At 67.2% G+C, this 24125-nt stretch carries 21 protein-coding genes and 2 tRNA genes; 10 read left to right on the top strand and 13 right to left on the bottom strand.

The features are described 5' to 3' along the window. Positions 1-77: 77 nt before the first annotated feature. From QRD43_RS18770 to gyrA, 8 genes are all read right to left on the bottom strand, one after another. On the bottom strand, positions 78-383 hold the full coding sequence (locus QRD43_RS18770) for an integration host factor subunit beta (protein ID WP_285984036.1): 306 nt from the start codon (positions 381-383) through the stop codon (positions 78-80). 114 nt (positions 384-497) lie between these two features. Next, positions 498-2207: a 30S ribosomal protein S1 gene (gene rpsA / locus QRD43_RS18765; RefSeq protein WP_285984035.1), complete on the bottom strand. Its 1710-nt coding sequence runs from the start codon at positions 2205-2207 to the stop codon at positions 498-500. Between the two features lie 253 nt (positions 2208-2460). Further along, the gene (locus QRD43_RS18760) at positions 2461-4473 is read right to left on the bottom strand and encodes a bifunctional 3-phosphoshikimate 1-carboxyvinyltransferase/cytidylate kinase (RefSeq protein ID WP_285984034.1); all 2013 of its coding nucleotides are present in this window, start codon (positions 4471-4473) and stop codon (positions 2461-2463) included. 90 nt (positions 4474-4563) lie between these two features. Then, on the bottom strand, positions 4564-5448 hold the full coding sequence (locus QRD43_RS18755; protein ID WP_285984033.1) for a prephenate dehydrogenase: 885 nt from the start codon (positions 5446-5448) through the stop codon (positions 4564-4566). A gap of 17 nt (positions 5449-5465) precedes the next feature. Then, the gene (gene pheA, locus QRD43_RS18750; protein WP_285984032.1) at positions 5466-6578 is read right to left on the bottom strand and encodes a prephenate dehydratase; all 1113 of its coding nucleotides are present in this window, start codon (positions 6576-6578) and stop codon (positions 5466-5468) included. Further along, positions 6571-7692 (bottom strand): 3-phosphoserine/phosphohydroxythreonine transaminase, encoded by a 1122-nt coding sequence (serC, locus tag QRD43_RS18745; protein WP_285984031.1) that lies wholly within the window; start codon positions 7690-7692, stop codon positions 6571-6573. The genes pheA and serC overlap by 8 nt, the downstream gene beginning before the upstream one ends. A gap of 34 nt (positions 7693-7726) precedes the next feature. Further along, entirely contained in the window at positions 7727-8332 is a 606-nt protein-coding gene (locus QRD43_RS18740) for a DUF2059 domain-containing protein (protein WP_285984030.1), read from the bottom strand. 17 nt (positions 8333-8349) lie between these two features. Then, entirely contained in the window at positions 8350-11016 is a 2667-nt protein-coding gene (gyrA, locus tag QRD43_RS18735) for a DNA gyrase subunit A (protein WP_285984029.1), read from the bottom strand. A 268-nt stretch (positions 11017-11284) separates the two neighbouring features. Here gyrA and ompA point away from each other — a divergent pair, with 268 nt between their 5' ends. Beyond that, positions 11285-11938 carry an outer membrane protein OmpA gene (gene ompA / locus QRD43_RS18730; protein WP_285984028.1) on the top strand — a complete coding sequence of 218 codons (654 nt, stop codon included), beginning with the start codon at positions 11285-11287 and terminating at the stop codon, positions 11936-11938. Positions 11939-12101: 163 nt separating this feature from the next. Here the strand turns inward: ompA and efp are convergent, their stop codons facing one another. Then, positions 12102-12656: an elongation factor P gene (efp, locus tag QRD43_RS18725; RefSeq protein ID WP_285984027.1), complete on the bottom strand. Its 555-nt coding sequence runs from the start codon at positions 12654-12656 to the stop codon at positions 12102-12104. A 204-nt stretch (positions 12657-12860) separates the two neighbouring features. After that, complete coding sequence (gene earP, locus QRD43_RS18720; RefSeq protein WP_285984026.1) at positions 12861-13952, bottom strand: elongation factor P maturation arginine rhamnosyltransferase EarP; 1092 nt, start codon at positions 13950-13952, stop codon at positions 12861-12863. A 33-nt stretch (positions 13953-13985) separates the two neighbouring features. On the opposite strand from earP, the gene uvrC reads away from it, so the two are divergent. The 7 genes from uvrC (at position 13986) to QRD43_RS18685 (ending at position 20064) form a co-directional block, all read left to right on the top strand. Continuing rightward, positions 13986-16082 (top strand): excinuclease ABC subunit UvrC, encoded by a 2097-nt coding sequence (uvrC, locus tag QRD43_RS18715; protein ID WP_285984025.1) that lies wholly within the window; start codon positions 13986-13988, stop codon positions 16080-16082. After that, positions 16069-16641: an energy transducer TonB gene (locus QRD43_RS18710; protein ID WP_285984024.1), complete on the top strand. Its 573-nt coding sequence runs from the start codon at positions 16069-16071 to the stop codon at positions 16639-16641. Before uvrC ends, QRD43_RS18710 begins: the two co-directional genes overlap by 14 nt. A 63-nt stretch (positions 16642-16704) precedes the next feature. Then, positions 16705-17271, top strand: a complete 567-nt coding sequence (gene pgsA, locus QRD43_RS18705; RefSeq protein ID WP_285984023.1) for a CDP-diacylglycerol--glycerol-3-phosphate 3-phosphatidyltransferase — start codon at positions 16705-16707, stop codon at positions 17269-17271. 187 nt (positions 17272-17458) lie between these two features. Beyond that, a complete protein-coding gene (locus tag QRD43_RS18700) occupies positions 17459-17731 on the top strand; it encodes an HU family DNA-binding protein (RefSeq protein ID WP_285984022.1) in 273 nt (90 codons plus the stop codon). A gap of 12 nt (positions 17732-17743) precedes the next feature. Further along, positions 17744-17819, top strand: a tRNA-Val gene (locus QRD43_RS18695). 177 nt (positions 17820-17996) lie between these two features. After that, positions 17997-19910 carry a SurA N-terminal domain-containing protein gene (locus tag QRD43_RS18690; RefSeq protein WP_285984021.1) on the top strand — a complete coding sequence of 638 codons (1914 nt, stop codon included), beginning with the start codon at positions 17997-17999 and terminating at the stop codon, positions 19908-19910. 78 nt (positions 19911-19988) lie between these two features. After that, positions 19989-20064: transfer RNA gene (locus QRD43_RS18685), tRNA-His, on the top strand. A gap of 33 nt (positions 20065-20097) precedes the next feature. Here QRD43_RS18685 and QRD43_RS18680 read toward each other — a convergent pair. The 3 genes from QRD43_RS18680 to QRD43_RS18670 form a co-directional block, all read right to left on the bottom strand. Next, positions 20098-20268, bottom strand: a complete 171-nt coding sequence (locus tag QRD43_RS18680) for a hypothetical protein (RefSeq protein WP_285984020.1) — start codon at positions 20266-20268, stop codon at positions 20098-20100. Positions 20269-20439: 171 nt separating this feature from the next. Continuing rightward, entirely contained in the window at positions 20440-21183 is a 744-nt protein-coding gene (locus QRD43_RS18675) for a LuxR C-terminal-related transcriptional regulator (RefSeq protein ID WP_285984019.1), read from the bottom strand. Positions 21184-21303: 120 nt separating this feature from the next. Continuing rightward, positions 21304-22284: an NADPH:quinone oxidoreductase family protein gene (locus QRD43_RS18670; protein WP_285984018.1), complete on the bottom strand. Its 981-nt coding sequence runs from the start codon at positions 22282-22284 to the stop codon at positions 21304-21306. Positions 22285-22471: 187 nt separating this feature from the next. Here QRD43_RS18670 and surE point away from each other — a divergent pair, with 187 nt between their 5' ends. Both surE and QRD43_RS18660 read left to right on the top strand, forming a co-directional pair. Beyond that, entirely contained in the window at positions 22472-23248 is a 777-nt protein-coding gene (gene surE / locus QRD43_RS18665) for a 5'/3'-nucleotidase SurE (protein ID WP_285984017.1), read from the top strand. Then, positions 23245-24072: a protein-L-isoaspartate(D-aspartate) O-methyltransferase gene (locus tag QRD43_RS18660; RefSeq protein ID WP_285984016.1), complete on the top strand. Its 828-nt coding sequence runs from the start codon at positions 23245-23247 to the stop codon at positions 24070-24072. Before surE ends, QRD43_RS18660 begins: the two co-directional genes overlap by 4 nt. Positions 24073-24125: the final 53 nt, after the last annotated feature.

Genomic DNA, 24125 nt, shown 5'->3' with positions numbered 1-24125 from the left:
GCGAGGGGGGACTGTGGCGTCCGCATCTCGTTTCAGGCTGTCGGGCGGGCCGGCTCGTGGGCCCACGGGCGCGCGACTCAGGCGGCGGCGTCCTCGACAGGCAGCTGGGCATCGACGGCTTCGCGCAGGGCCTTGCCCGGCTTGAAGTGAGGCACCAGCTTTTCGGGAATCAGGACCTGCTCGCCGCTGCGCGGGTTGCGACCCATGCGGGGCGGACGGCGGTTGATGGAGAAACTGCCGAAACCACGGATCTCGATGCGGTGGCCGCGGGCCAGGGCATCGGACATGGCGTCCAGCATCGTCTTGACGGCGAATTCGGTGTCACGCTGCGTGAGCTGGCCAAAGCGGTCTGCCAGGTGCGCGACGAGATCGGAACGGGTCATGACGAGGGAATTCCAGTCGGGGGAGAAAAACAGGCTCGCCCCCGTGAGAGTGGCGAGCCTGCGTTGGCAGCTGGGGCCCAGGCTACCAGAGCCCGGGCCTTCGCGGAACAGGGATTAGCTGTTCTGGTTGTCCAGCTTGGCACGCAGCAGGGCGCCCAGGCTGGTCGTGCCGGCGTTTTCACGCTCGGACGAAGCCGACAGGCGCTGCATGGCTTCCTGCTGGTCGGCGCTGTCCTTGGCCTTGATGGACAGCTGGATGTTGCGGGTCTTGCGGTCGATGTTGACGATCAGGGTCGTCACTTCGTCGCCTTCCTTCAGCACGTTGCGGGCGTCTTCCACGCGGTCGCGGGAGATTTCCGAAGCGCGCAGGTAGCCCAGCACGTCCTCAGCCAGCTCGATCTCGGCGCCACGGGCGTCGACGGTCTTCACCTTGCCGGTCACGGTCATGCCGCGATCGTTGATCGAGGTGTAGCTGGTGAACGGGTCAGCGTCCAGCTGCTTGATGCCCAGGGAGATGCGCTCGCGCTCGACATCCACAGCCAGGACCACGGCTTCGACTTCCTGGCCCTTCTTGTAGTTGCGAACGGCGGTTTCGCCCGGCTCGTTCCACGACAGGTCGGACAGGTGCACCAGGCCGTCGATGCCTTGTGCCAGACCCACGAACACGCCGAAGTCGGTGATGCTCTTGACGGGGCCCTTGACCTTGTCGCCGCGCTTGACGTTCTCAGCGAACTCTTCCCACGGATTGGCCTTGCACTGCTTCATGCCCAGGGAGATGCGACGCTTGTCTTCGTCGATTTCCAGGACCATGACTTCCACTTCGTCGCCCAGGGAGACGATCTTGGAAGGTGCCACGTTCTTGTTGGTCCAGTCCATTTCGGAGACGTGCACCAGGCCTTCGATGCCCGGCTCGATCTCGACGAACGCGCCGTAGTCAGCGATGTTGGTGACCTTGCCGAACAGGCGGGTGTTGGCCGGGTAGCGGCGCGACACGCCGAACCACGGGTCGTCGCCCAGCTGCTTCAGGCCCAGCGAGACGCGGTTCTTCTCGGCGTCGAACTTCAGGACCTTAGCGGTCAGTTCCTGGCCGACCTGAACGACTTCGCTCGGGTGGCGGACACGGCGCCATGCCATGTCGGTGATGTGCAGCAGGCCGTCGATGCCGCCCAGGTCCACGAACGCACCGTACTCGGTGATGTTCTTGACCACGCCCTGGACGATCGCGCCTTCCGACAGCGTTTCCAGCAGCTTGGCGCGCTCTTCACCCATGGAGGCTTCCACCACAGCGCGACGCGACAGCACAACGTTGTTGCGCTTGCGGTCCAGCTTGATGACCTTGAATTCCATGGTCTTGCCCTCGAACGGGCTCATGTCCTTCACCGGGCGGGTGTCCAGCAGCGAACCGGGCAGGAAGGCGCGGATGCCGTTGACCAGGACGGTCAGGCCGCCCTTGACCTTGCCGGAGACGGTGCCGGTCACGAAGTCGCCAGACTCCAGTGCGGTTTCCAGGCTCAGCCAGGAAGCCAGACGCTTGGCCTTGTCGCGCGACAGGATGGTGTCGCCGTAGCCGTTTTCGATGGCGTCGATGGCCACCGACACGAAGTCGCCGACGTTGACTTCGAGCTCGCCCTGGTCGTTCTTGAACTCTTCGATGGGCACGTAGGCTTCAGACTTGAGGCCGGCGTTCACCACCACGAAGTTGTAGTCAACACGGACGACTTCGGCCGAGATGACTTCGCCCGAGCGCATGTCAGCGCGTTGCAGCGATTCTTCGAAGAGAGCGGCGAAGGATTCGCCGCCGGTGGCGGTTTGGGTTTGGGACATGTTGATTCCTGAATCGGCGAGCACAGCGTAGGAAGAACTCTGAAGAAGCGCCGACGGTGAGTGCAAGTTGCCTTGCGGGTTAGGTTGCAGACAGGACGCACCCGATGGACTGTCGTCCGAAGGGCAGGTGCGCCCGCTCATGCGATGGCGTGCCTCTGCACATTGCTTCCGCTCGCCATCTCTTGGGCCCGTTCGCGAACTGTCATCGCCGGGGGACCCGATCCGGCCCGTCCTTGCCAGCCCGTGGGCCGCCTCAGAAGGGCTGTCGCGACTGCCACCATTCCAGCACCAGCGCCTTCGATTCCTCGATGGTCTGGCCGGAGTTGTCCAGCAGCTGCGCATCCTGCGCGGGCTTGAGCGGCGACGCTGCGCGACCTTTGTCGCGCGCATCCCGGGCCTCAAGGTCCGAACGCAAGCTTTCCATATTAGCCGAAATTCCCTTGTCAATCAATTGCTTATAGCGCCGCTCGGCGCGCGTCTGGGCGCTCGCCGTGAGGAATACCTTCAGCGGTGCGTCCGGGAAGACGGCCGTGCCCATGTCGCGGCCATCGGCCACGAGACCGGGCAGGCGGCGGAAATCGAGCTGGAGCTGGTGCAGTGCCTGGCGCACCTCCGGGTGGGCGGCCACCTGGGAGGCCATCAGGCCGGTGGCTTCCTCGCGCAGGAGGTCGGTGATGTCCTCGCCCTGCAGGATGGCCCGGCCCTTGCGGAAATGCAGGTCCAGCGTGGCGGCGATCTGCGCGACCGCCGGGCCGTCGTCCAGGCTCACCCCGGCATGGAAGGCGGCGAGGCCGGCCGTGCGGTACAGGGCGCCGGAGTCCAGGACGATGTAGCCCAGGGCATGGGCGACCTCGTCAGCCAGGGTGCCCTTGCCGGAGGCGGTGGGACCGTCGATGGTGATCACCGGGATGTCGGCGCGGCGGGCCCGCACCACCTCGAACAGCGTCTCGAAGTAGTCCGGGAAGGTCTTGGCCACGCAGGCGGGGTCTTCGATGCGCACCCGCACCGGGCGGTCCGTCACCAGCGGGTTCAGGGCGGCCAGCGAGAAGCACATGGCGACGCGGTGGTCGTCGTAGGTGTGGATGCTGGCGGGCTTCCAGTCGTGCAGCGGGTTCACGCGCAGCCAGTCCGGGCCTTCCTCGACCGTGGCGCCGAGCTTCTGCAGCTCGGTGGCCATGGCGGCGATGCGGTCCGTCTCCTTCACGCGCCAGCTTGCGATGTTGCGCAACGTGCTGGGGCCGTCGGCATAGAGTGCCATCACGGCCAGCGTCATGGCGGCGTCGGGGATGTGGTTGCAGTCGAGGTCCAGGGCCTTGAGCGGCCAGGCGCCGCGGCGCACCTCCACCCAGTTCGGCCCCTGGCTCACCGTGGCGCCCATCAGCGCGGCAGCCTCCACGAAGCGGACGTCCCCCTGCAGCGAGGCGGTGCCCACGCCTTCGATGCGCACGGGGGCCTCGATGCCGGCCAGCGCGCCGAGCGCCACGAAATAGGAGGCGGACGAAGCATCGCCCTCGACGTGCACCTCGCCGGGCGAGCGGTAGCGGCTGCCGGCAGGAATCGTGAAGCGCTCCCAGCCGTCGCGTCGGACCTCGATGCCGAAGCGCTTGAGCAGCTCCAGCGTGATGTGGATGTAGGGCTTGGAGATCAGCTCGCCGACCACCTCGATGACCACGTCCTCGGCCGACACCAGCGGCAGCGCCAGCAGCAGCGCGGTGAGGAACTGGCTGGAGACATCGCCCCGCACCCGCACGGGGGCGTTCAGCGTCAGCGGCGTCGGACCTCCCAGGCGCAGGGGCGGGAAGCCCTCCTGGCCGAGGCAGGTGATCTCACAGCCCAGCTCGCGCAGTGCATCGACGAGGTCGCCGATGGGGCGCTCGTGCATGCGCGGCACGCCGCTGAGCTCGAACGTGGCGCCTTGCGTCGCAGCCAGCAGCGCCAGCGCAGCGGCCAGCGGGCGCATCGCGGTGCCGGCGTTGCCGAGGAAGAGCTTCAGCCCCGCGGCGCGCACGCCGTCGTTCAGCTGCGCGCCGATGCCACGCACGCGCAGCACCGGGCCGTCCTGCCGCACGTCGCAGCCCAGCTGCCGCAGGGCCTCCAGCATCACGGCGGTGTCGTCGGAGGCCAGGAGGTCCTGGATGAGCGTCTCGCCCTCGGCCAGGCCGGCCAGCAGCAGGACGCGGTTGGAGATGCTCTTGGAGCCCGGCAGGCGCACGGTGCCGGCGGCGGCCTGCAGGGGCGGCAGGTCGAGGAAGGGGATCTTGTACATGGCGAAACGGCGATGGCGGGGCGGTGAAGGCGGGGCGCGGCCGGCGCAGGGCGGACGATCGTCAGCGGGCAGGGCCGGTGCCCGAGGGGATCAGCGCGGGCGCGCGCCCGGCAGCTGGCCCATCTGCCACTGCGAGCGGCCGTCCGAGGCCAGTTGCAGCATGGCTTCCAGCGCCTGGGCGTTGTCCTGCTGAAGGAGCTGCTCGAAGCGGGCGAGCATGTCCCGGAAGCGCTGGGACTGGGCCAGCACTTCCTGCTTGTTGGCGAGCAGGATGTCGCGCCAGATGGCCGGGTCACTGGCCGCGATGCGGGTGAAGTCGCGGAACCCCGGTCCCGCCAGGCTGAGGTAATCGCGCCCGGCGGCTTGGTTGGCAATGGTGCTGAAGTAGGCGTACGCCAGCAGGTGCGGCAGATGGCTGACGGCGGCGAAGGCGGCGTCATGGTTCTGCGGCGTCATCTTGAGGACCTGGCAGCCCAGGGCCGACCAGACGTCGGTGGCCTTCTGGATCAGCGTGGCGTCGGTCTGGGGCAGGGGCGTGAGGATGACCTGACGGCCCTGGTAGAGCGTGGCCTCGGCGGCCTGCACGCCGGACTGCTCCTTGCCGGCGATGGGGTGGCAGGGCACGAAGGCGCTCACCTGCTTGCCCAGCACGCGCTGCGCGGCATCGACGACGTCGCACTTCGTCGAGCCGACGTCCATGATCAGCACCTTCGGGTCGACCAGGTGCTTGACGGCGCGGAAGGTGGCTTCGGTGGCGGCCACGGGCACGGCCAGCAGCACGATGTCGGAGCTGGCGACGGCCAGGAGGGCGGATTCGGCCGCGATGTCGATCACGCCGAGACGCTTGGCGGTCTCGGTCGTCGAGGGGGACTTGCTGTAGCCGACGACCCGCTTGACCAGGCCCGCCTTCTTCAGGGCGAGCGCGAACGAGCCCCCCATCAATCCACAGCCGATCACACCCAGTTGATTGAACATTGTGTCCTTTGCTTGGCTCAACCCTTGCGGGGGTAGGCGCCGATGACCTTGTAGAACGCGCACAGGGCACGCAGCTCTTCGAGGGCCGCGGCGACGTTCGGTTCGCTCGGGTGCCCGTCGAGGTCGATGTAGAAGTAGTACTCCCACTGGCCGGTACGGGCCGGGCGGGACTCGAGTCGCGTCATCGACACGCCGTGCTTCTTCAGCGGCACCAGCATGTCGTGCATGGCGCCGGGCTTGTTGGTGACGGAGACGACCAGGCTCGTGCAGTCGCGCCCCGTGGCGGGCGGCGTGGCCATGGTCTGTGGCAGCGTGATCACGGCGAAGCGTGTGCGGTTGTAGGCCTCGTCCTGGATGGCATGCGCCACGATGTGAAGTCCGAACAGCGTGGCCGCGCGCTCGCTGGCGATGGCGCAGAACTCGGGGTTCTCGGCGGCCAGGCGGGCCCCTTCGGCATTGCTGGAGACGGCGCGACGCTCGGCGTCGGGCAGGTGCTTGCTGATCCAGTTCTGGCACTGGGCCAGCGCCTGCGGGTGCGCCAGCACGACCTTGATGCCGTTCAGGCTGTCTTCCTTGCGCAGCAGGTTGTGGCGGATCAGCAGGCTGACCTCGCCGACCACGTGCGTGGGCGTATGCAGGAAGAGGTCCAGCGAGCGCGTGACCACGCCCTCGGTCATGTTCTCGACACCGACGACGCCGTACTGCGCACTGCCGCTGGCCGTCGCATGGAAGACCTCGTCGAAGCTGCTGCAGTAGATGAGGTCCGCGGCGCCGCCGAAGTACTCGATGGCGGCCTGCTCGCAGAAGGTGCCCATCGGGCCGAGCACGGCCACGCGTTGCGGCGACTCGAGGGCCAGGCAGGCGGACATGATCTCGCGCCAGATCGCGGCGACGTGCTCGTTCTTCAGCGGGCCTTCGTTGGCCGCCTGGATCTTGTGGATGACCTGTGCGACGCGGTCGGGCCGGAAGAAGGGCGTGCCCTCGCGGCGCTTGACCTCGCCGACCTGCTCGGCCACGTGGGCGCGCTCGTTCAGCAGGCGCAGCAGCTGCTTGTCCAGCGCATCGATCTCGTCGCGCAGGGCGAGCAGCGCCGGATTGGCGACGGGGGCGGGGGGCTTGTCCTCAGCCATGACGGGTCTCGAAATCCTTCAGGAAGTCCACGAGGGCATGCACGCCGTCGAGGCTCATCGCGTTGTAGATGGACGCCCGCATGCCGCCCACCGACTTGTGGCCTTTGAGTTGCAGCAGTTGCCGGTCCCGGGCTTCGTCCAGGAAGGCTTGATGGAGCGCAGGCGTGTCGTGCGCGCCGCGCAGGAAAAAGGGCACGTTCATGCGCGAACGGCACTCGCGCGCGACCCGGTTCTCGAAGACGGCGCTGCGGTCCAGCGCGTCGTAGAGCAGGGTGGCCTTGTCGAGGTTGCGCTGCTCGATCGCTGCCAGTCCACGCTGGCCGCCGTACTCGAAGCGCTTGAGCCACTGGAACACCAGGCCGGCGACGTAGATGGAGAACGTCGGGGGCGTGTTGTACATGGACTGCGCCTCGGCCACCGTCTTGTAGTCGAAGGCGGAGGGGCAGATGGGCAGTGCACGGCCGAGCAGGTCCTCGCGGACGATGACCAGCGTCAGGCCGGCCGGGCCGATGTTCTTCTGTGCGCCGCCGAAGGCCAGCCCCACGCGGGACCAGTCCACCGGGCGCGACAGCACGTGCGAGGAGAAGTCGATGACCAGCGGCGCGTCGCAGCCCAGGGCCCGGAGGTCGGGCAGGGCGTGGAACTCGAGGCCGTCGATGGTCTCGTTGCTGCACAGGTGGACGTAGGAGGTGCCTGGGCGCAGCGTCCAGCTGGCGGGCGAGGGAATGGCGCCCGCGCCGCTCAGGGACGCGTCCGCCGCGATGTGCACGTCGGCGTAGCGGCGGGCCTCCTGGGCGCTCTTGCGGGACCAGGAGCCCGTCACCACGAAGTCCACCTGCCCGCCGCGCGAGAGGTTCAAGGGCACGATGGCGTTCTCGGCCAGGCCACCGCCCTGCATGAAGAGGATGCGGAAGTGGCTCGGCACGGCCAGCAGCTCGCGCAGGTCGGCTTCGGCCTGCTCGCAGATGGCGATGAACTCCTTGCCGCGGTGGCTCATCTCCATCACGCTCATGCCCGAGCCGTGCCAGTCCAGCATCTCGCGGGCGACTTGCTGCAGCACCTCTTCGGGCAGGGCAGCGGGTCCGGCGGAGAAATTGAACGGGCGTCGGGTCATGGCATGAGGGCGAGGCGTGGCGCGGGGCGCGGGATTACTTCTTGGGCGAGTTCTTGTTCGCCGCGGGGCTGCTGGCGGCGCCGGGCACGGACACGCCCAGGTGCTTGGCCACGCTTTGCTGCAGGGCATTGAAGCGGGTGTCCAGCAGGGCGCCGTTGTCGGCCAGCAGCTTGTCGCCCAGGGCCTTCTGCATGTCCGGGCCCAGCTGGGCGAACTTCTTGCTCACGGGCGAGTCCATCCAGGCCACGACCTGCTTGAGCTCGTCCTCGGTGAACTTCTCGTCGAGGATGGCGCCCACGGTGCTCGGGGCCAGCTTGGTGGCCTTGTCGCGCAGGAAGGGGGCGTTCTCGTCGATGAACTTCTTGACGTCGGCCTCGATGGCCTTCGCGGCCGCCTCACGCTTGTCCGCGGGCATCTGCTTGAGCATGCCGCCGGCACCCTGCATCAGCTGGGCCACGGGCGCCTGCAGCATGTTGCGGGCCAGCATGTCCACGCCCTGCTGCTGATGCTGCAGCAGCTTGGCGATCAGCTCCTTCTTGGCCGGCGAGCTGGTGGCGGGAGCGGGGGCAGGCCCCTGGGCGATCGCGACGCTCGCGCAGGCCAGGGTAGCGACGGCTGCGAGCAGCTTGATTGCGTTCATGCGGGGTGCCTTCACGTTCATTCCTTGGTGGAGTCCTGGTCGTCGGCCGCGTCTGCGCTGCCGTCGTCTGCGGCATCGCTGCCGGATTCATTGCTGGCCTCGTTGGCATCGTTCTCGACGATGCGCTGCAGGCCCGACAGCTTCGCGCCGTCATCGAGCGCGATCAGCGTGACACCCTGGGTGGCGCGGCCGAGCTCGCGGATCTCTGCGACGCGGGTGCGCACCAGCACGCCCTTGTCGGTGATCAGCATGATCTCGTCTTCCGGACGCACCAGCGTCGCCGCGACCACCCGGCCGTTGCGCTCGCTCTGCTGGATGGCGATCATGCCCTTGGTGCCGCGGCCATGGCGGGTGTACTCGATGATCGAGGTGCGCTTGCCGTAGCCGTTCTCCGTGGCGGTCAGCACGCTCTGGCTTTCGTCCTCGGCCACGAGCATCGCGATCAGGCGCTGCTCGGGCTCGAGCATCATGCCGCGCACGCCGCGGGCCTGGCGACCCATCGGACGGACGTCGTCCTCGTCGAAGCGGACGGCCTTGCCGCCGTCGCTGAACAGCATGACATCGTGCTTGCCGTCGGTGAGCGCGGCGCCGATGAGGAAGTCGCCGTCATCGAGGTCCACGGCGATGATGCCGGCCTTGCGCGGATTGCTGAAGTCCTTCAGCGAGGTCTTCTTCACCGTGCCCAGGGCCGTGGCCATGAAGATGAAGTGATCTTCCGGGAAGGTGCGGAACTCGCCGGTCAGCGGCAGCACGACGGTGATCTTCTCGTCCTGCTGCAGCGGGAACATGTTCACGATGGGCTTGCCGCGCGAATTGCGCGAGCCCTGCGGCACTTCCCAGACCTTGAGCCAGTACACGCGGCCGCGGTTCGAGAAGCACAGGATCCAGTCGTGCGTGTTGGCGATGAAGAGCTGGTCGATCCAGTCGTCGTCCTTCGTGGCGGCGGCCTGCTTGCCGCGGCCGCCGCGGCGCTGGGCGCGGTACTCGCTCAGCGCCTGGCTCTTGATGTATCCGGTGTGGGACAGCGTCACGACCATGTCGGTCGGGGTGATGAGGTCCTCGGTGCCCAGCTCCTGCGCGTTGCGCTCGATCACGCTGCGGCGGGCGCCCAGCTTGGTCTGGCCGAACTCCTGGCGCAGCTGGATCAGCTCCTCGCTGATGATGGTGGTCACGCGCGAGGGCGTGGCCAGGATGTGCAGCAGATCGGCGATCTGGGCCATCACGTCCTTGTACTCGCCGACGATCTTGTCCTGCTCGAGGCCGGTCAGGCGCTGCAGACGCATCTGCAGGATTTCGCTGGCCTGGTCGTCGGAGAGGCGGTAGAGGCCGTCGGGCTGCATGCCGTACTGCGCCGGCAGGCCTTCGGGGCGGTAGGCATTGCGGCCGCCGGTGGTCTCGTTCTCGGCGCGGGACAGCATCTCGCGCACCAGCGAGGAATCCCAGCTCTTGGCCATCAGCGCGGCCTTGGCGACGGGCGGCGTCGGCGAGGTCTTGATGGTCTCGATGAACTCGTCGATGTTGGCCAGCGCGACGGCCAGGCCTTCCAGCACGTGGCCGCGCTCGCGCGCCTTGCGCAGCTCGAACACCGTGCGGCGGGTCACCACTTCGCGGCGGTGCTCCAGGAAGACCGTCACCAGGTCCTTCAGGTTGCACAGCTTGGGCTGGCCGTCGATCAGGGCGACCATGTTGATGCCGAAGGTGTCCTGCAGCTGCGTCTGCTTGTACAGGTTGTTCAGCACCACCTCGGGCACTTCGCCGCGCTTGAGCTCGATCACCACGCGCATGCCGGACTTGTCCGACTCGTCCTGGATGTGGCTGATGCCCTCGATCTTCTTCTCGTGGACCAGCTCGGCGATGCGCTCCAGCAGGGACTTCTTGTTGACCTGGTAGGGGATCTCGTCAACGATGATCGCCTGGCGGTTGCCCTTGTCGATGTCCTCGAAATGGACCTTCGCGCGCATCACGACGCGGCCGCGGCCGGTGCGGTAGCCGTCGCGCACGCCGGACAGGCCGTAGATGATGCCGGCGGTCGGGAAGTCCGGCGCGGGGATGATCTCCATCAGCTCGTCGATCGAGCAGTCCGGATTCTTCAGCGCGTGCAGGCAGGCGTCGACGACCTCATTCAGGTTGTGCGGCGGGATATTCGTCGCCATGCCCACCGCAATACCCGCGGAACCATTCACCAGCAGATTCGGCAGGCGGGTCGGCAGTACCAGCGGCTCTTTATGGCTGCCGTCGTAGTTCGGGCCGAAATCGACAGTTTCCTTGTCGATATCCGCCAGCATTTCATGGGCGATCTTGTCCAGGCGGATTTCGGTGTATCGCATCGCCGCGGCGTTGTCGCCGTCGATGGAGCCGAAGTTGCCCTGACCGTCGATCAGCATGTGTCGCAGGCTGAAAGGCTGGGCCATCCGGACGATGGTGTCGTAGATGGCGGAGTCACCGTGCGGGTGGTATTTACCCATCGTCTCACCCACGGCCTGCGCACTCTTGCGGTACTTGGCGTTGTAGGTGTTGCCCATCTCGTTCATCGCGAACAGCACACGCCGGTGCACGGGCTTCAAGCCATCCCGGGCATCGGGGAGGGCGCGCCCCACGATCACGCTCATGGCGTAGTCGAGGTATGAGCGCCGCATCTCCTCTTCGAGGCTGATGGGCAGGGTTTCCTTGGCGAACTGAGTCATGCGCGTTGCGGCGCACGGAGCGAACCGGCGCCGAATCTGGGTCGGACGGGAAGCGTTGATTCTATGTCGGCTGGCATGTCGCTCTTGCACAACATGGATCCATGGCTTTCAGCAGGTAGGCAGCAGAATGCGAGAGGCCCTGGGCGCTATGGCACAATTGCTGAGTCCCTAGTGGAAACCCTTGGCATTGGCCTGGTGGAATCTGCTTGGCATTTCAAAGTTCCGGACATTTCGCAGGGCAACTGCGTCTTTCCTTGAGAGGATAAACATGAAGAAATTGAACCGTGTGGCGTCGCTCTTCGCAGTGGCTGCTGTCCTGTCGTCTGGCGCCTTCGCCCAGAACGTTGACAACTGGCGCTCGACCGACGGCACCGTGTGGAAGAACGGCAGCAACGAATACTGCTGGCGCAACAACTTCTGGACGCCCGCCACTGCTGCCAAGGATTGCGATGGCGCGCTGAAGCCGGAAGTCAAGAAGGCTGAAGAGCCGAAGCCCGTCGCTCCCGCTCCCGTCGTCGCGCCGGCCACCCCGCCCGCACCGGTCGTTGCCCCGGTCGTGCAAAGCGAGAAGGTCACCTTCGCCGCTGACGCCCTGTTCGACTTCGACAAGGCTGTGCTGAAGCCCGAAGGCAAGGCCAAGCTGGACGACCTGGTGTCCAAGACCTCCGGCATCAACCTGGAAGTCATCGTCGCCGTCGGCCACACCGACAGCGTCGGTTCCGACGAGTACAACCAGAAGCTGTCGGTGCGTCGCGCTGAAGCCGTGAAGGCCTATCTGGTCGGCAAGGGCATCGAGAAGAACCGCGTCTACACCGAAGGCAAGGGCGAGAAGCAGCCCGTGGCCGACAACAAGACCACCGAAGGCCGCGCCAAGAACCGTCGCGTGGAAATCGAAGTGGTCGGTACCCGCGCCAAGAAGTAATCAGACTGCCGGCCTGGTGGCTGGCGCCTGAACAGAATCCCCGCCTCGGCGGGGATTTTTTTCGTCTGTGCAGGCCGGGTTCCGGGTGGGGAGGCGATCAGGGAGTCGGGCAAAAGAAAAGGCGCCCGAAGGCGCCTTTTTGCAGTAAGCGGCTGGCCGGAGCTCAGACGCGCTTGCGGTATTCGTTGGTGCGGGTGTCGATTTCGATCTTGTCGCCGTTTTCCACGAACAGGGGCACGGGGATCTCGAAGCCGGTGCCCTTCACGCGGGCGGGCTTCATGACCTTGCCGGAGGTGTCGCCCTTGACGGCGGGTTCGGTCTCGATTTCGCGCACGACGGTGGTCGGCAGTTCGACGGAGATGGCCTTGCCGTCATAGAACACCACTTCGACGCCCATGTTGTCGTCGAGGTAGTTCAGGGAGTCGCCCATGTTCTCGGCTTCCACCTCGAACTGGTTGTACTCGGTGTCCATGAACACGTACATCGGGTCGGCGAAGTACGTGTAGGTGCATTCCTTCTTGTCCAGAATGATCTGGTCCATCTTGTCGTCGGCCTTGAAGACGACTTCGGCACCTGCGCCATTCAGCAGGTTCTTCATCTTCATGCGCACGGTGGCGGCGCCGCGGCCACCACGGCTGTATTCGGTCTTCAGAACGACCATCGGGTCCTTGCCCTGCATGATCACGTTGCCGGCGCGGATTTCCTGTGCGAGTTTCATGGTGATGTCTTGCTGATGTCTTGATGGGGAGCGTTGACTCGGGGCGATGCAGCCGCTGCGGCCACGAAGGGCCTTGCGCTGTATCGCAGCTCGCGCACCCGGGACTAAAGACAAAGCCAAAATGACAGAGCTGAAGGCAGGGGTCGACGCGGCAAAGCTCCCTATTCTAGCCGCAAGTGGCGCACATGGCCGAAAGCGGCGGCGTCAGCGTGCCAGAAAGCCCAGTAACTGCGTCACGAGATCGGGCTGCGCCCGCAGCGTGGCACGCCACTGGCGAAAGGCGGGTTCGGCGGCCTGCGGGGAGGGCACCGTGAGGGGGCGTGGGGCCGGGCTGTGCGGATGCAGGCCGTTCCAGGTGCGCCACAGCACCTGCCATTCCTGCCGCACCGAGCCGGGCATGTCGGCAAATGCCAGCGCCATGAAGGCCTCCAGCTTGGCCTCGTGCGCACCGTCGTCTTGCGGGTAGATGTGCCAGACAAAGGGCCGGCCGGCCCACTGGGCCCGCACGAAGGAGTCTTCACCCCGGACGAGATTCAGGTCGCAGGCGCAGAGCATCTGGTCGAAGTCGTCCTGCGCAAGGAAAGGCAGGTGATGGACCCGCAGGCCTGCGGGCAGGGTGCCGCGGTCTTGCAATGCACGCAGCATCCGGCTGCCCGGCCCGGGACAGGCCAGGATCAGCGCCGGTGCCAGCCCGTCGAGCAGCGCCGGCAGGGCGGAGTTCTCGTAGCAGAACAGGCTGACCAGGCGTTCTCCCGCTTGTCGCTCGATGCCCTGGCGCTGGAGCCAGGCGGTGGCGGAGGCCGGCGCGGCGGCGGCATCCAGGGCCTCGATCAGCCCGGGCTCGCGCAGCAGGCCGCCCGTCCTCCGGGTGAAGCCCGGGTAGAAGAAGAACTTCTCCAGGCCGGCGGCCGGCCCCTGCCATTGCGGCGAGCGCAGGCCGTGGCTGCGCTCCACGTAGTCTTCGGCACTGAGGTATTCCAGGTTGATCCACTGCGGTGCGGGGTGCAGTGCCGCCATCCGTGCCTTCACGGCGTCCGGCAGTTCGCAGCCGAAGGCTTCGATCACGACGCCCGCCGGCCGCGCCACGAAGTCGGCGTCGGCGCGGTCCCAGGCGTGCACCTCGATGGCCTCGAAGGCGCGCGCCGGCCCCATCCACTGCAGCGGGGCTGCGTCGTCGATCCACAGTCGCACGCGGTGGCCGCGGCTTGCCAGGTCCTTGCACAGACGCCAGCAGACGCCGGCATCGCCGTAGTTGTCGATGACGCGGCAGAACACGTCCCAGTCTCGCGAGCTCATCGGGGCATTATCGGTGGCGGCACAATCGCGGCCATGAGCAAGAAGAAGCCGGGTCCCGAGGTGGACGAGGATGTGAAGTCAGGCGCGACGCAGACGGCGGATGTCGCGCCGGACGCCGTGGCAGGCGCCGGCGCCGCTTCCCTGGGCGAGGCGCAGATCTCCGCCTGGGCTGAGGAGCGCGAGATCGTGGAGCAGGCCGAGGCGCAGCGCGTGGCCGAGGTCGAGGCTGCGGCGCTGAAGGTCCGTGAACGCGTGCTGGCGGAGGTCGCCGCGCTGCCCGGCCTGCCGGGTGTCTACCGCTACTTTGATGCGCAGGACCAGGTGCTGTATGTCGGCAAGGCCAAGAACCTGAAGAAGCGGGTCTCCAGCTACTTCCAGAAGAACCACGGCGGCACGCGCATCGGCCTGATGGTCGCTCGCATCGCAAGGCTCGAAACCACGGTGGTACGCACCGAGGCCGAGGCTCTGCTGCTTGAGAACAACCTGATCAAGGCGCTCAATCCGCGCTTCAACATCCTCTTCCGGGACGACAAGAGCTACCCCTACCTGCGCCTCAGTGCCCATGCCTACCCGCGGGTGAGCTACTACCGAGGGGCGGTCGACCGGCGGCATCGCTACTTCGGACCCTATCCGAGCGCCTGGGCGGTGAAGGAATCGATCCAGCTGATCCAGAAGGTCTTCCGCCTGCGGACCTGCGAGGACAGCGTCTTCAACAACCGCAGCCGGCCCTGTCTGCTGTTCCAGATCCGGCGCTGTTCCGGCCCCTGCGTGCCGGAGGGGCAGGGCGAGCCCTATGCGCGCGATGTGCGCAATGCCGAGCGATTCCTGCTGGGCGAGACGGATGAAGTCCTGCAGGGCCTGCAGTCCCAGATGATGGCGCATGCCGAGGCGCTGCAGTACGAGCAGGCGGCCGAGGTGCGCAACCAGATCACGGCGCTGTCGCGCGTGCTGCAGCAGCAGGCCGTTGACGAGAGCAGCGCCACGGGCCGCGACCGCGACGTCGACGTGCTGGCCGTCAAGGTCCAGGGCGGCCGGGCCTGCGTCAACATGGCGATGGTCCGCGGTGGCCGGCATCTCGGGGATCGCGCCTTCTTCCCCAAGCACGTGGAGGAGGGGACCCAGCTGTACCTCGAGGACGACGAGATCGCGCAGGCCGAGGCGCGACCCACGCCCGAACGCCAGGTGCTGGAGGCCTTCATGGCGCAGCACTACCTCGACGCGGCAGTGCCCTCGCTGATCGTGGTCAGCGACGAAGTGGATGTCGGGCTTGCGGCCGCACTCAGCGCGCAATCCGGCAGCAAGGTCACCGTGCAGGCCCAGCCGCGCGGGCAGCGCCGGATCTGGCAGGACATGTGCATCAAGGGCGCCGAGCTCGCTCTGGCGCGTCTGCTTTCCGAGGAGGGTTCGCAGCAGGCGCGGACACGGGCGCTCGTGGAGGCACTGGATCTCAACGTCGTCGACCTCGCCGCCTTCCGCGTGGAATGCTTCGACATCAGCCACACGGCGGGCGAGGCCACGCAGGCCTCCTGCGTCGTCTTCCAGGGGCACCAGATGGTCAGCAGCGAATACCGCCGCTACAACATCGAGGGCATCACCGGCGGCGACGACTACGCCGCGATGCGCCAGGTGCTCACACGCCGCTACGCCAAACTCGCCGAGGCCGTTCAGCTGGGCACGGGCCGCATGCCGGATCTGGTGCTGGTCGACGGCGGCAAGGGGCAGATCTCGATGGCGCGAGAGGTGTTCGAAGAGCTCGGGCTGGACCTCGGCCTGCTGGCCGGCGTCGAGAAGGGCGAGGGGCGGAAGGTCGGCCTCGAGGAGCTGGTGTTTGCCGATGGTCGCGAGAAGGTCTACCTGGGGCGCGATTCGGCAGCGTTGATGCTGGTCGCGCAGATCCGCGACGAAGCTCACCGCTTCGCCATCACCGGCATGCGGGCCAAGCGCGCGGCGGTCCGCACGGGCGGCTCGCGGCTGGAGGATGTGCCGGGCGTCGGGCCGAAGAAGCGGGCGCAGCTGCTGCAGCGTTTCGGCGGCGTGCGCGGCGTGGCGGCGGCCAGCATCGAGGACATCGCCACCGTGAAGGGCATCTCGCGCGAACTGGCAGAGGAGATCTATCGTGTCCTGCATTGAATCGGGCTCGCCGGCACGCCGGCCCTGGCGCTGTGTGCTGTCCGGCGGGTGGGTGCTGATGCTGGCCCTGGCGGGCTGCAGCAACTCGCCGACGTCCGGTGGCGCGGCGCCGGGCGCATCCACGCCGCCATCGACGGCCTCGCCGGCGCCAGGGCGCGCTACCGGCGCGACGCCATCCCCCTCCGGCAAGGCACCGGCCGCGACGCCTCAGACGCTGGGGCCGCCCAAGAAACCGCGCAGCCACGCGGAACTGCGGCGCCAGGCGGCACAGCGCCTCGTGGCGGCCAACCCGGATCGCACCTACATGGGCACGGTGCCGGAGGTGCTGCTGGCCATTCCCGTGCTGGAGGTCGAGCTGACGGCGGACGGCCACGTGCGCCACGTCAAGGTGCTCCGCCGCCCGGGCCAGGCGCTCGACACCGTTCAGCTGGCCATCGATGCCGTGCATCGCGCCGCCCCCTTCGGCAACGTGTCGGGGCTGCCTCGTCCCTGGGTCTTCAGCGAGACCTTTCTGTTCAACGACCAGCGACGATTCAAGCCCCGCACGCTCGATGAATGAGCGCAGCGGCGCGACAACAACGCACTCCCCGGAAGGTTGTTCCGCGTCGGGCACAATGCGCCCATGTTCCTGACCCTGCCAACCTTGCTGACCTGGGCTCGCATCGTGGCGATCCCGCTGATCGTCGGCGTGTTCTACGTGGACATCGCACCGGGGCACCAGAACCTGTTCGCGACTTCGCTGTTCGTGCTGGTGGCCCTGACGGACTGGCTCGACGGCTACCTGGCGCGCAAGCTCAACCAGACGTCCTCCTTCGGCGCCTTCCTGGATCCGGTGGCGGACAAGTTCCTCGTGTGCGCGGCGCTGCTGATCCTCCTGGAGCTCGGGCGGGTGAACGCGCTGGTGGCGCTCGTCATCATCGGCCGGGAGATCGCGATCTCGGCGCTGCGCGAATGGATGGCGCAGATCGGCGCCTCCCGCAGCGTGGCGGTGCACATGGTGGGCAAGCTCAAGACCACCGTGCAGATGGTGGCGATTCCCTTCCTGCTCTATGACGGCCAGCTCTTCGGCCTGATTCCCACGCGCACCTGGGGCACCTGGCTCATCCTGGCCGCCGTGGTGCTGACCATCTGGTCGATGGTCTACTACCTGCAGAAGGCCGTCCCGGAAATCCGGGCCAAGGCCCGCTGAACGCGCGGCCGCCGGGGCGCCGGAGGCGGTGACATCCGGGCTTGTACCCGGCCGGCGCGTGGGGTGATTCGGTCTAGAATCCGCTTCCCCGAGGGGCGCTTGACGCAGGTGCGGCGCTCGCCTCCCGAGGTCAGGGCATCCATTCCGAGTGCCTGCGCGTCCAGGCAAGTTGTTGAGGGGTAGGTTCGTGAACAAGTCTGAATTGATCGAGCACATCGCCAAGCAGGCCGACATCTCCAAGGCCGCCGCCGCTCGCGCGCTGGAGGCCGTCATCGGCGGCGTGAAGACCACGCTCAAGAAAAACGGCACGGTTTCTCTGGTAGGCTTCGGCACCTTCAGCGTGACCAAGCGCGCCGCCCGCAGTGGACGCAATCCCCGCACCGGTGACACGATCAAGATCAAGTCCGCCAAGGTGCCCAAGTTCCGTCCCGGCAAGGCGCTCAAGGACGCGGTGAACTGAATCCCGGTTTTCGGGTGCTTAGCTCAGTTGGTAGAGCGCTTCCCTTACACGGAAGATGTCAGCGGTTCGAGCCCGTTAGCACCCACCACCTCCGCGTCGCGTGACCAGGCTCCGGCCAGTCTCCGGGGCTCGGGCGGGGTGCGGGTAGAATTCCACGCAGCAAAGGCGAACTCCGGTTCGCCTTTGTCGCAATTGATGTGGCCTGAGACAGGCCTTGTGATCCGCCAGTACGGGGTGTCCGTCTTCGGCCCTTCCGAGGTTTTGAATGTTTGATTTCGTTCGCAAGCACAACCGTCTGTTCCAGCTGATCCTGCTGGTCCTGATCCTGCCGTCCTTTGTGGCGCTGGGTGTCAACGGCTACAGCAACTTCATGGGTGGCGGCAATGCCGCGGTCGCCCAGATTGACGGCCAGAAGATCACGCAGGCCGAGTGGGACAACGCCCACCGCCAGCAGTCGGAGCGTCTGCGCCAGCAGATGCCCAACCTGGATCCCAAGCTGCTGGACTCGCCCGAGGCGCGCCAGCAGTCGCTCGACGCCCTCGTGCGTGAGCGCGTGCTGCAGGCGGCCGTGCAGCGCCAGCACTGGCTGGTGTCCGACGATCAGGTCAAGCACGTCTTCCTCACGGACCCGCAGTTCGCGGCGGTCCGTCAGCCGGATGGCTCGCTCAATGCCGCGCTGCTGGCCAGCCAGGGCATGAGCCCGCAGATGTTCGAGCGCCGCCTGCGCGAGGGGATGGCGCAGGAGCAGGTGCTGCGCGGCGTGTCGGGTTCGGCCATCGCCGGCTCCACGCTGTCCGCCCAGGCCTTCGATGCCTTCTTCCAGCGCCGTGAAGTGCGCCTGCTGACCGTGAGCCCGGCGGAGTTCGCCGCCCAGGTCAAGCCGACGGATGCCGAGGTCGAGGCCTACTTCAAGGATCCGGCCAACGTCGCCAAGTTCCAGCTGCCGGAAGTGGCGCAGATCGAGTACGTCGTGCTGGATCTCGATGCCCTCAAGGGCAGCGTTTCGGTGTCCGACAAGGAGCTGCGCGACTACTACGAGCAGAACCGCGCCCGCTACACGGTGGCTGAGGAGCGCCGTGCCAGCCACATCCTGATCAAGGCCGACAAGAGCGCCTCCGACGCCGACAAGGCCAAGGCCCGCGCCCGTGCCGAGGAGCTGCTGGCCCAGGTCCAGAAGGCGCCGGCGAGCTTTGCCGATGTCGCCCGCAAGAACTCGCAGGACGAAGGCTCGGCCAGCCGCGGTGGCGATCTCGACTTCTTCCCGCGCGGCGCGATGGTCAAGCCCTTCGAGGACGCGGCCTATGCGCTCAAGCCGAACGAGATCAGCAAGGTGGTCGAGAGTGATTTCGGCTTCCATGTCATCCAGCTGACGGCCGTGCGTGGCGGCGACACCAAGCCCTTCGAGGCGGTGCGTGCCGAGATTGACGATGAAGTCCGCAAGTCGCTGGCGCAGAAGCGCTACGCCGAGCTGTCCGAGACCTTCAGCAACACGGTCTATGAGCAGTCCGACAGCCTCAAGCCCGTGGCCGAGAAGCTGAAGCTGAGCATCCGCACCGCGTCCGTCCAGCGCAAGCCGGCGGCGGACGCCCAGGGCCCGCTGGCATCGGCGAAGCTGCTGGAGTCGGTGTTCTCCACGGATTCGATCCAGAACAAGCGCAACACCGAAGCCGTCGAGTTCGGCCCGAGCCAGCTCGTCGCTGCCCACGTGACCGATTACAAGCCGCTGCGCATGCCGGCGCTCGACGACGTCAAGGCCCAGGTCACGCAGCTGCTGATCGCCCGCCAGGCCGCCGTGCTGGCCGTCAAGGCAGGCACCGAGAAGCTGGCCGCGCTCAAGGCATCGGGTGACGTGAATGCCCTCGAGGCCGCGCAGACGGTGTCGCGCATCCAGGCCGGCAAGCTGCCGCCGAAGGTGCTGAATGCCATCCTGCAGGCGGATGCCGGCAAGCTGCCGAGCTTTGTGGGTGTGGAAGCTGGCAATGGCAGCTATGTGATCGCCGCGGTGACGCAGATCCTGCCGCGCGATGCCCAGGTGGCCGACCCGGTCCGCACGGCCCAGCAGTACGCCCAGGCCTGGAGCGCCGCCGAGACGGATGCCTACTACAAGGCCCTCAAGACGCAGCTCAAGACGACGATCAAGCCCGCGGCAGCGGCGGCCTCGGCCGCTGTCGGGAACTGAATCTGAAGCTCAATAAAAAGTTTTCAGAAAACTCTTCCCAAGCGAATGAAATACTGCTTATAATCTAAGGCTTCACCGGTGGCTGTAGCTCAGTTGGTAGAGTCCCAGATTGTGATTCTGGTTGTCGTGGGTTCGAGTCCCATCAGCCACCCCACCGGATGTGAGTCAGCAGCGTCAAGCTGAGGACTCAAGCGAACGGCGACAAGATCAAGGTCTTGTCGCCGTTTTGCTTTGGGCGCGCGATATTCATCGTGGCCCGCCATGCCGGATGTGGTGTCGCGAGTTCTTCGGTGGCAGCGTTGGTGTCCGTGGTGAAGGCGGTGGTGATGTCCATGGTGTTGTCCATGGTGTTGTCCATGGGGGTGCCTTCGTGCGCAGACAGGATCCTGGACTACAAGGGCCGAGGTGTCCGCAGGGCACGGCGCTGACATGACGGCCTCTGCGCCCGTTCTGCTTGGCCAAGCGCCCAAACAAAAGGCGCCCGTGGGCGCCTTGAGAGATCAGGCCGGCCTGGCCGGCGGTGGGGCGGTCAGACCAGCCCCTGCTTGCTGGCCAGCACCGCGGCCTCCGCGCGGCTGGAGACGTTCAGCTTCTTGTAGATGGACTTGATGTGGTCGTTCACGGTGAACCACTTGATGCCCATCAGGTTCGCGATCTCCTTGATCGTGAAACCCTTGCTCAGATAGGTCAGGACTTCGTTCTCACGAGGCGTCAGGCGTTCCCATTCCGGAGCCGGGTCCAGCGCCACGCTGCGGCTGCTGGCGAAGCCGCCTGGGCTGGTGAGGGCGCCGAAGCCGGAGTTCAGGCCCATGGGGCCGCTGTCCCCGCTGCCACCGGGGCGGAAGTGAGACAGCAGGCGGCGCGCAATGGCCGGCGACAGCGGCGGCTGGCCGCGCACGATGCGCTGCAACTCCTCCACGAGCACTTCGAATCGGTCTTCCTTGAGCAGGTAGCCGTCGGCCCCGCATTGCAGGGCTGGGAAGAGGTGGTCGTCGTCGGAGTACAGCGTGGTGACGATCTTGATGGCCGGGCTGCCGGCAATCTCCGCCAGCAGTTCCATGCCATTGCCGTCCGGCAGCTCGAGGTCCACGAGGATGAGGCGGAAGCCTTGCTCCGGCGGCAGCGAGGCCACGCGGGCCAGCTGCTTGCGGGCGCCCTCCAGGTCACCTGCTTCGACGAGCTCCATGGTGTCGCTGAAGCTTTCCCGCACCACACGGCACAGGAAGCTGCGGGCAACGGGGTTGTCTTCGAGGATGAGTACTTTGACGGCCATGGTCCGGGGGGCTCAGCAGACTTGCATCCTAGCGTACTGGACCCTCGAACCAAGCCCCTGAAAGCGGGGAGTCTGCAAGCTCATGTTGCCCGATCGCGAATGGCGCGCAGCGTAGCGGGGTCAGGGCTCGTTGATCAGCAGGACCTTGCCCGTCACCTGGCGAGACTGCATGCGGGCGAAGGCAGCCGGCAGATCGCGCATGGCGAAGCGCTGATCGATCACCGGCGCGATGCGCCCGGCAAGATGCAGGCGCACGAGCTCGCCCAGCATCGCCGCATTGCGCTGTGGCTCGCGCTTGGCGAACTCGCCCCAGAAGACGCCGATGAGCGAGGCTCCCTTGAGCAGGCACAGGTTCAGGGGCAGGGCGGGGATCTGCCCCTGGGCAAAGCCCACCACGAGATGCCGGCCGCGCCAGGCGATGGAGCGGAAGGCCGCCTCGCTGAGCTCGCCGCCGACGGGGTCGTAGATGACGTTCGGCCCCTGGCCCCCTGTCAGCTCTTTCAGGGTGTTGCGCAGATCCTGCGTCGAGAGGTCGATGACATGGTCGGCGCCAATGGCCCGGCAGCGCTGGCTCTTCTCGGTGCTCGAGGCCGCTGCGATCACCGTCGCGCCCGCCGCCTTGGCCAGCTGGATCGCTGCCGTGCCGACGCCGCCGGCGGCACCGAGCACCAGCACTGTCTCGCCGGGCTGCAGTTGCGCGCGGTCCAGGAGGGCGTGCTGGCTCGTGGCATAGGTGCAGATGAAGGCCGCTGCGGCTTCAAGGTCAAAGGCGTCGGGCAGCGGGGCCAGCAGGGCGGCGCTGACGCAGGCGTGCGTGGCAAAGCCGCCGGTGCCCGTGAAGCCGGCGACGCGGGAGCCGGGCTGCAGGTGCCGCACGCCTTCTCCCACCGCTTCCACGACCCCCGCGAACTCGGCGCCGGGCACGAAGGGCAGCGGGGGGCGCATCTGGTACTTGCCCTGCACGATGAGGAGATCAGGGAAGTTCAGGCTCGCGGCATGGATGCGCACGCGCACCTCGCCGGCCGCGGGCAAGGGCAGCGGGCGGGGCTCCCAGCGCAGGGTGTCCACGCCGGCGGCGTCGGGGCTGATCCAAGCATGCATCGGGTTCTCCTTCGAGGGTTTCTTCTTCAGCGGGGCGGCGCCAGGCCGCGGCGGTAGGCGCCTGTGCGTCCCGTCTCGCAGCGCATGCTAGGGCGAAGCGACGGCGGGCGACGTCACCCGTGTGACGCAAGTCAAGCCCGTGGCAGCCCCGAGCCCGAGCGTGCCTGCGCTCAATAGAATCGCCGTCATGCGGATTCTCATTGCCAATGATGACGGCTACCTGGCTCCCGGCCTGGCGGCCCTGGTGAAGGCTTGCGAGGGCCTGGGCCAGATCGATGTCATCGCTCCCGAGCAGAACGCCTCGGGCACGTCCAACGCGCTGACACTGTCGCGCCCCTTGTCGGTCTACACGGCCGCCAACGGCTTCCGGTATGTCAACGGCACGCCCTCCGACTGTGTGCATCTCGCGCTCACCGGCGTCCTGGGCTACCGGCCGGACCTGGTGCTGTCCGGCATCAACAACGGCGCCAACATGGGCGACGACACGCTCTATTCGGGCACCGTCGCCGCTGCGACGGAAGGCTATCTCTTCGGCATTCCCTCGGTGGCCTTCTCTCAGGCCGAGAAGGGCTGGGGGCACCTGGACGCCGCGGCGGCCCTGGCGCGTGCGCTCGTGGAGCAGCTGATCGCCGGGGGGCTCGGTGAGCCCTTCCTGCTGAACGTCAATGTGCCCAACCGCCCCGATGCCCTGACCCTGCCGCGCCGGCTGACGCGCCTGGGTCGCCGCCATGCCAGCGAGCCACTGATCCATCAGCTCAATCCGCGTGGCGAATCCATCTACTGGATCGGCCCGGCCGGCGACGCCCGCGAAGCCGGCGAAGGGACGGACTTCCATGCGTGTGCGAACGGCATGGTGTCCATCACGCCACTGCAGATCGACCTCACGGATCACGCCCGGCTGCCGCTGTGGCAGCAGCGCCTGCCTGGCTTGCAGGCCGGCGGGCCGGTGGGAGGGCAGGCGTGAGCGCCGGCGGGCCCAAGCCGCGCCGCTTTCCACTCGGCCTGGATCAGGTGCAGGCCAAGCCGACGGCCTCCGCCCGTGAGGTGCTGCGACCGCAGGCCCATCTGCACATGGCGGCGGCCGATGCGGCCCGCCTGCAGACGCCGCAGGGCCTCGGCCTCGACTCGGCCGGCGTGCGCCAGCGCATGGTGCAGCGGCTGCGGCGTGAGGGCCTGGTCGACGAGCGCGTGCTGCAGGCCTTGGCCGACGTGCCGCGTCACGAGTTCGTCGACAGCGCTCTGGCCATCCAGGCCTACGAGGACACGAGCCTGCCCATCGGGCATGGGCAGACCATTTCCAAGCCCTCGGTGGTCGGGCGGATGATCGCGCTGCTGCTGGCCGGCGAGGGCGCCCGCCAGCGCGGGCAGCTGGGTCGGGTGCTGGAGATCGGCACGGGCTGCGGCTACCAGGCGGCGGTGCTGGCGCGGCTGTCGCGCCAGGTCGTGAGCATCGAGCGTCTCAAGCCCCTGCATGACAAGGCCGTGGACACGCTGGCGCGGCTGCAGGTGCCGGGGCTCAAGCTGATCCACGGGGACGGGCGGCTGGGCGATGCCGTCGCCGCGCCCTACGACGCCATCATTGCGGCAGCCGGGGGCGAGGACCTGCCACCGGCCTGGCTTGCGCAGCTCGCGCCGGGCGGCCGGCTGGTCGCGCCCATGCAGGCGCCGGGCGGCAAGGGGCAGGTGCTCGTGGTGATCGACCACGTGCGAGACGCCAGCGGGCAGCGATTTGTTCGAACCCAGCACGAGGCAGTGCTTTTCGTGCCCCTAAAATCAGGCGTGATGTAGGGCGAAGGCGTTGCCCTGCGAAGTCGTCCCGCGGGTGCGGGCTTTCAGGGTGA

Origin of the sequence: Roseateles subflavus (assembly GCF_030285365.1) — a bacterium.
In the GTDB taxonomy this organism is placed as follows: Bacteria; Pseudomonadota; Gammaproteobacteria; order Burkholderiales; family Burkholderiaceae_C; genus Roseateles_B; species Roseateles_B subflavus.
The sequence above is the reverse complement of the archived record's forward strand: the minus strand, read 5'-3'. Positions and strand labels throughout refer to the sequence as shown.